Raw genomic sequence first — 7350 nt, 5'->3', positions numbered from 1 at the left:
GCGGTCGAACGGCTGGAGGCGTCGCTCGCCACCATGGGGCGCATGGCCCGCTTCCGTGGTCATTTCTACAACTGGTACGACACAACGGACCTGCGTCCGCTCGACCCGCAATATGTCTCCACCGTCGACAGCGGCAGTCTGGCCGGTCACCTGATCGCGCTCGCCGGGGCCTGCCGGGAGTGGCGTGGGCCAGCGCCCACCGCCACATCGCGTCTGGCCGGCGTCGGCGACGCGCTCGCCTTGGCCCGCGCGGCGGCCGAGGCGTTGCGCGAAGGTCGCCCCAGCCTTGCGGCCGCCTGGCGGCAGCTCGATGCAGCCTTGCGGGGGCTCGCGGTCGCCGCGGAGGGTCTGGCGGGCACGAGAGATATCCGCCCAGAGTCCCTCGCCGACCTCGCGGAACGGGCGGAGGTGCTCGCCGCCGACGTCCAGGGGTTCCTGATCGAGCGGGGTGAGGAGGCCGACGCGGAGCTGTTCTACTGGGTCGAAGCCGCCCGCAACGCGCTGGCCAGCCACCGCCGCGACGTCGGTGTGGCGTCTGATGTCGAGACCCGACTCGCGTCCCGCCTGATCGCATTGGAGAACGCGGCCCAGGCGATGGCGCTGGCGATGGACTTCGGTTTTCTGCTCGACCCGGACCGCAAGCTGCTGTCCATCGGTTTCCTGCCCTCCGACGGGGTCTTGGACGCGAACTGCTACGACCTGCTGGCGTCCGAAGCCCGGCTCGCTAGCTTCCTGGCGATCGCCAAGGGGGACATCCGTGCCCGGCATTGGTTCCGCCTCGGACACGCCGTCACGCCGGTCGGCGAGACGGCGGCCCTGATCTCCTGGTCGGGTTCGATGTTCGAGTACCTCATGCCCTCGCTGGTCATGCAGTCACCCGCCGGCAGCCTGCTCGACCGCACGACCCGCGCCGTCGTGCGCCGGCAGATCGAATACGGTGCGCAGCTGGGGGTCCCCTGGGGGGTTTCGGAGTCCGCGTTCAACGCCCGCGACCTCGAATTCACCTACCAGTACTCCAACTTCGGAGTCCCGGGCCTGGGACTCAAGCGCGGCCTGGGTGACAGCATTGTTATCGCGCCCTACGCAACCGCCCTGGCGGCGATGATCAATCCCCACGCGGCGGCCCGCAATTTCGAGCGTCTCGCCGCGGTGGGAGCGCAGGGACGCTACGGCTTCTACGAGGCCCTGGACTACACGCCGGAACGGGTGCCGGAGGGCAACGCCCCCGCCCTGGTCCGCGCCTTCATGGCCCATCACCAGGGCATGACGATCGTCGCCATCGCAGACGCCTTGCTGGACGGCGCCATGCGCCGGCGGTTCCACGCCGAGCCGATGGTCCAGGCGACGGAGCTGCTCCTGCAGGAGCGGATGCCGCGCGACGTCACGCCGACCCCGCGCTGGGCGGCGGAGGCCTCCGTCGCCGTCAAGATCGAGGACGCCCAGTCGCAGCTTGGGCGGCGGCTGCCCAGTCCGCACGCCGCCACGCCGGCCACCCACCTACTGTCGAACGGCCGCTACACAGTGATGCTCACCGCCGCCGGTTCCGGCTACACGCGCTGGCTGGATCAGTCGGTAAGCCGGTGGCGGGAGGACGCGACCTGCGACGACTGGGGTTCCTATGTCTTCCTCCGGGACGTGCAGAGCGGCGCGGTCTGGTCGGCGGGCCTGCAGCCGACCGGCGCCGAGCCCGACAGCTATGCCGTCGCCTTCAACGAGGACCGGGTGGAAATATCGCGCCGCGACGACGGCTTGACGACCACCATGGAAGTTTTGGTTTCGGCGGAAGACGACGCTGAAGTGCGGCGCGTCTCGATCTTCAACACCGGAGACCTGCCGCGCGAGATCGAGGTCACCTCCTACGCCGAGCTGGTGCTGGCGCCGCACATGGCCGACGTCGCCCACCCGGTGTTTTCCAAACTGTTCGTCGAGACCGAACACCTGGCAGGGATCGGTGCGCTGCTCGCGACGCGTCGGCGGCGCGACCCGGCAGACGCGGAAATCTGGGCGGCCCACCTCGCGGTCGTCGATGGCGAGATCGTTGGCAAGCTGGAGTTCGAAACGGACCGCGCCCGCTTTCTCGGACGAGGTCGAAGCATTGGCTCACCGATCGCCGTGCTCGAGGGCCGTCCGCTATCGGGTTCTACGGGCGCCGTCCTGGACCCGATCTTCGCCTTGCGGCGGCGGGTGCGGATCGCGCCGGGCGCGAAGGTGCGGATAGCGTTCTGGACGATGGTGGGGCCGTCCCGCAAGGCGATCCTCGATCTCGTCGACAAGCACCACGACGTGACCGCCTTCGACCGCGCCGCAACGCTGGCCTGGACCCAGGCGCAGGTGCAGCTGCACCACCTGGGGATCACCCAGGCCCACGCCGGTCAGTTCCAGCGCCTGGCCGGCCATCTGATCTATGCGACGCCGGCGCTCCGCCCGCCCACCGAGACCCTCGAGCAGGGAGCTGCAGGCCAGCCCGGGCTGTGGTCGATGGGGATCTCCGGGGACCTGCCGATCATCGTCTTGCGGATCAGCGACATCGACCATCTCGACGTCGCCCGCGACCTGCTGGCCGCCGCCACCTATTGGCGTATGAAGCGCGTCGCCCTCGATGTGGTGATCCTCAATGAGCGGGCCACCTCCTACGTCCAGGATCTGCAGGGGGCGCTGGAAGCGCTGGTGCGGGCCAGCCAATCGCGGCTGCAGGCGCTGGATCCGGGCGCGGTCGGTGGGGTCTATGTCCTGCGCGCCGATCTGGTGGCCGCCGAGACCTGCGGGCTGCTGACCTCGGCGGCTCGGGTGGTCCTGAGCGCTGAACGCGGAAGCATTGTCGAACAGCTCGACCGCGCAGCCAAGGCGCAGCCGCCGTCGCGGCCGAGAGCGCGACAGCTCGGCAGCAGCCCCGACGCGCCCTCGCCGGCCGCCCGGCCCGAACTGGAGTTCTTCAACGGCCTCGGCGGGTTCGCTCCAGACGGCAAGGAGTACGTCGTAATCCTCGGCCCGGGCCAGTCGACACCGGCCCCCTGGGTCAACGTCATCGCTAACCCCCACTTCGGCTTCGAGGTGTCGGCCGACGGCGCCGGCTGCACCTGGTCGCTGAACAGCCGCGAGCACCGGTTGACGCCCTGGTCCAACGATCCGGTCGGCGACCGGTCAGGCCAGGTCTTCTATCTGCGCGACGAGGAGACGGGAGAGCTGTGGAGCCCCACGGCGGCGCCGATCCGCGACCAAGCCGCGACCTATGTGGCGCGCCACGGCTGGGGATACAGCCGCTTCGAGCATTTGGGTCACGGCCTGGACCTGGCGCTTGTCGAATATGTGCCGCTCGCCGATCCGGTGAAGATTTCCCGCCTAACGATCCGCAATGTCTCAGGCCGTCGGCGGCGACTCTCGGTCACTGCGTATGTCGAGTGGGTGCTGGGCTCATCGCGCGCCGAGGCGGCGCCCTTCACCCTGACGCAGATGGACCCCGCGACCGGCGCGATGTTTGCCCGCAATCGCTGGTCCGCGGATTTCGGGTCGCGCGTCGCCTTTGTCGACCTCGGGGGCCGGCAGACGAGCTGGACAGGGGACCGTCGGGAGTTCATCGGCCGCAATGGGGCGCTTGCGACCCCGCTCGCGCTGGCAAGTTCAGCTGGCCTCTCCAACCGCGTCGGCGGCGGTCTCGACCCGTGCGGGGCGCTGCAAACCACGATCGATCTGGCGCCGGGAGAAAGCGTCGAACTGGTCAGTTTCCTCGGCGACGCTGCGAGCGCCGACGAAGCCAGTGCGCTGATTGCGCACTACCGCGCGGCCGACCTTGATGCGGTCCTTCAGGAGGTCCGACAGAACTGGGACAATCTCCTCGGCGCCGTCCAGGTCGAGACGCCGGATCGGCCCCTGGATGTGCTGCTGAACGGCTGGCTGCTCTATCAGACGCTGGCCTGCCGCCTCTGGGCGCGCTCGGCCTTCTACCAGGCCAGCGGCGCCTACGGGTTCCGCGACCAGTTGCAGGACGCCATGAGCCTGGCGGCGATCCGGCCCGCGATCACCCGCGAGCACCTCCTGCGCGCCGCCGCGCGGCAGTTTGTCGAAGGTGACGTGCAGCACTGGTGGCTGCCGCACTCAGGCCAGGGGGTCCGCACGCGGTTCGCCGATGATCGCGTTTGGCTGGCCTACTGCGCCGCCCACTACGTCGGCGTGACCGGCGACGCTGATGTGCTGGCCGAGGACGTCGCCTTCCTGGAAGGTCCGCCGTTGGCCGCCGGCGAGCCCGAGAGCTTCTTCCATCCGACCGTCGCGGCCGAGGCCGCCCCGCTCTACGAGCACTGCGCCCGTGCGCTCGACGCGAGCCTTCAGCTCGGGGGACATGGCCTGCCGCTGTTCGGCGGCGGCGACTGGAACGATGGCATGAACCGGGTCGGCGCGCAGGGACGCGGCGAGAGTGTTTGGCTGGGCTGGTTCCTCTACACGACACTTCAGGCCTTCCTGCCGTTGGCGCAGGCGCGCCACGATGACGCCCGCGCCACAGCCTGGGCGGCGCATCTCATCGCCCTGCAAGCGTCGCTGGAGCGCGAAGCCTGGGATGGCGACTGGTATCGCCGCGGGTGGTTCGACGACGGGACCCCCCTGGGCTCGGCGGCGAGCGAGGAATGCCGGATCGATTCCATCGCCCAGTCCTGGGCGGTGATTTCGGGCGCGGCCGATCCGCAGCGCGCGGCCCGCGCCATGGCCGCGGTCGAGCGCGACCTGATCCTGCCGGAGACCGGACTGGCGCTGCTGTTCGCGCCGCCGTTCGATCAGACGCCGTTCGACCCAGGCTATATCAAGGCCTATCCCGCCGGCATTCGCGAGAACGGCGGGCAATACACCCACGCCGCGCTCTGGTCGGTGATCGCCTTCGCGGCGCTGGGCGAGGGGGATAAGGCGGCCGACCTGCTGTCCCTTCTGAACCCGATCAACCATGCCCGCACCCGCGCCGAGGTGCATCGCTATAAGGTGGAACCCTACGTCGTCGCGGCCGATATCTATTCACGGCCGCCCCATGTCGGACGGGGCGGTTGGACCTGGTATACCGGGGCCGCCGGCTGGATGCAGCGGGCGGGCGTTGAGAATGTCCTGGGGCTTCGCCTGAGGGGCGGAAGCCTGCACCTTGATCCCTGCATCCCGAAGACCTGGCCGGGCTTCAAGGTCACCCTTCGTCACGAGACGGCGCGCTATGAGGTCGAGGTCGAAAACCCCGACAGTGTCTGTCGCGGCATCGCCTATGCCGAGTGCGATGGAGCGGTGATCGAAGGCCGCCCCCTGCAGTTGCCGCTGGTGGCCGACGGCCAAACCCACCATGTGCTCGTCAGGCTCGGAAATCCGACGCGGCAAGGCTCAGCATAGGCGCCGCGATGGCTGGTCAGATCGATCCACGCGCCGGCCAGCGGGTCGATCCGACCCGGCTGCTTGATGTCCCACGTCTGCTGGACGCCTACTACGCCGGCCGCCCGGATCCTGGCGCGCCCGCCGAACGGGTCCGCTTCGGGACCTCCGGTCATCGCGGCTCGGCGTTCGACAACGCCTTCAACGAGGGCCACATCCTGGCGATCACCCAGGCGATATGCGACCACCGGCGCAAGGTCGGAATCGATGGCCCGCTGTTCGTCGGGATCGACACCCACGCGCTCTCGGCCCCGGCCCTGGAGACGGCTCTCGCAGTGCTGGTGGCGAACGGGGTCGCCGTGATGATCGACGAGCGCGACGGCTACACCCCCACCCCGGTCGTCTCCCACGCCATCCTGGCGCATAACCGCACCCGCACCCGTGGGCTGGCCGACGGCATCGTCATCACCCCGTCGCACAACCCGCCCGGTGACGGCGGCTTCAAGTACAACCCACCGCATGGCGGACCCGCGGACGCGGCCACGACCGGATGGATCGAGGACGTCGCCAATGGCCTCCTGGGCTGCGGCGCGGAAAGTGTGCGCCGCGCTTCCCGAGCGCGCGCCGCGGCGGAGGTCCACCGTCATGACTACAGGACCGCGTTCGTCGCCGACCTGCCCAGCGTCATCGACCTGCAGTTGATCCGCGACTCCGGCGTCCGCCTCGGCATCGATCCGCTTGGCGGGGCGAGCGTCGACTACTGGGGCGCGATCCTCGACGAATATTGGATCTCTGGAAGCGTCGTCAGCGACGTCGTTGATCCCACCTTCGGCTTCATGACCGCTGACTGGGATGGCCAGATCCGCATGGACCCGTCCTCAAAATACGCCATGGCGCGTCTGGTGGACCTGCGCGACCGCTTCGACGTGGCGGTTGGCAACGACACCGACGCCGACCGACACGGCGTCGTGACCGCCTCGGACGGCCTGATGAACCCCAACCACTATCTGGCTGCCGCGATCGCCTACCTGTTCGCCCATCGTTGCGGCTGGACGGGGGATCGAAGCATCGGCAAGACCATGGTCACCAGCGCTATCATCGACCGCCTGGCAGCGCAGTTGGGCCGTCGCCTGGTCGAGACGCCGGTAGGGTTCCGCTGGTTCGTGGACGGGCTTCTCCAAGCCTCGCTGGGCTTCGCAGGTGAAGAGAGTGCCGGCGCGGCCTTCCTGCGGCGAGACGGGTCTGTATGGACGACCGAAAAGGACGGGATCAGCCTGGGCCTGCTGGCCGCGGAGATGACCGCCAAGACCGGGCGTGACCCGAGCGAGCTCTACCAGGACCTGACCCGCGAGCTGGGGGCGCCCGTCTACGAACGGACAGACGCGCCCGCAACCTTGGACCAGGTGTCGCGCCTGAAGGCCCTAAAGCCGGCTGACGTCTCAATTGCCGAGCTGGCCGGCGAGCCGGTCCTCTCGATAGAAAGCGCGGCCCCCGGCACGGGTGAGCCGTTGGGCGGCCTTCGCGTGAAAGCCGAGAGCGGATGGTTCGCGGTCCGCCCCTCCGGGACCGAGCCGCTGTACAAGATCTATGCGGAGAGCTTCATTGGCCCCCAGCACCTGCGGCGCATCCAGGACGAGGCGCAGTCGCTGTTCCGCGACGCAACGTCCGACCTAGCTTTGCGCCCTTGCCTCGTCGAGAAGGACAGCTGAGCTGGCGCCGGGAGGTTCGTTCGCGGTTTCAAGCCATCCGCCCGTGAAGCCTGCGCGCCGCAAGCCCCTGGCGATGTAGGGGCAACGCCGCATCAGCCCCCACAGCAGACCGCTGAGGTGGTTCTCGATCATCAACACGATCGGACCCTGGTCCAGGCCGAAATGAAAGGGCGAGACCCACCAGCCATAGGGATTTCCGGGCTCGCCGGGGTGGGTTGGGTTGAAGGCCGCCTTGAAGCCGTAGGAATTGAAGGTCTTCAGCTTCGCTTGGTGGATGCAGAAGTCGATCGCCTGCAGGACGATCTCG

3 protein-coding genes are annotated in these 7350 nt (G+C 68.9%); 2 read left to right on the top strand and 1 reads right to left on the bottom strand.

Going from position 1 to position 7350, the window contains the following annotated elements:
* On the top strand, positions 1-5355 hold a 5355-nt coding region (locus ACLL81_RS06805), incomplete at its 5' end, for a GH36-type glycosyl hydrolase domain-containing protein (RefSeq protein ID WP_411287592.1).
* Positions 5356-5363: 8 nt separating this feature from the next.
* Positions 5364-7043, top strand: coding sequence for a phosphoglucomutase (alpha-D-glucose-1,6-bisphosphate-dependent) (gene pgm / locus ACLL81_RS06800; RefSeq protein WP_411287591.1), 1680 nt, complete (start codon positions 5364-5366; stop codon positions 7041-7043).
* Here the strand turns inward: pgm and ACLL81_RS06795 are convergent.
* Positions 7005-7350 (bottom strand): glucoamylase family protein (locus tag ACLL81_RS06795; RefSeq protein WP_411287590.1); only part of this gene is annotated, 346 nt, incomplete at its 5' end. The two genes, pgm and ACLL81_RS06795, sit on opposite strands and share 39 nt — an antisense overlap.

It is taken from the genome of Phenylobacterium sp. (assembly GCF_046590535.1).
Taxonomy (GTDB): Bacteria; Pseudomonadota; Alphaproteobacteria; order Caulobacterales; family Caulobacteraceae; genus Phenylobacterium.
This window is presented reverse-complemented; position numbering and strand designations above follow the sequence as displayed.

Bases quoted from the DNA above. Each gene is read 5' to 3' on its own strand.
- pgm (WP_411287591.1), top strand. From the start codon at position 5,364: ATGGCTGGTCAGATCGATCCACGCGCCGGCCAGCGGGTCGATCCGACC.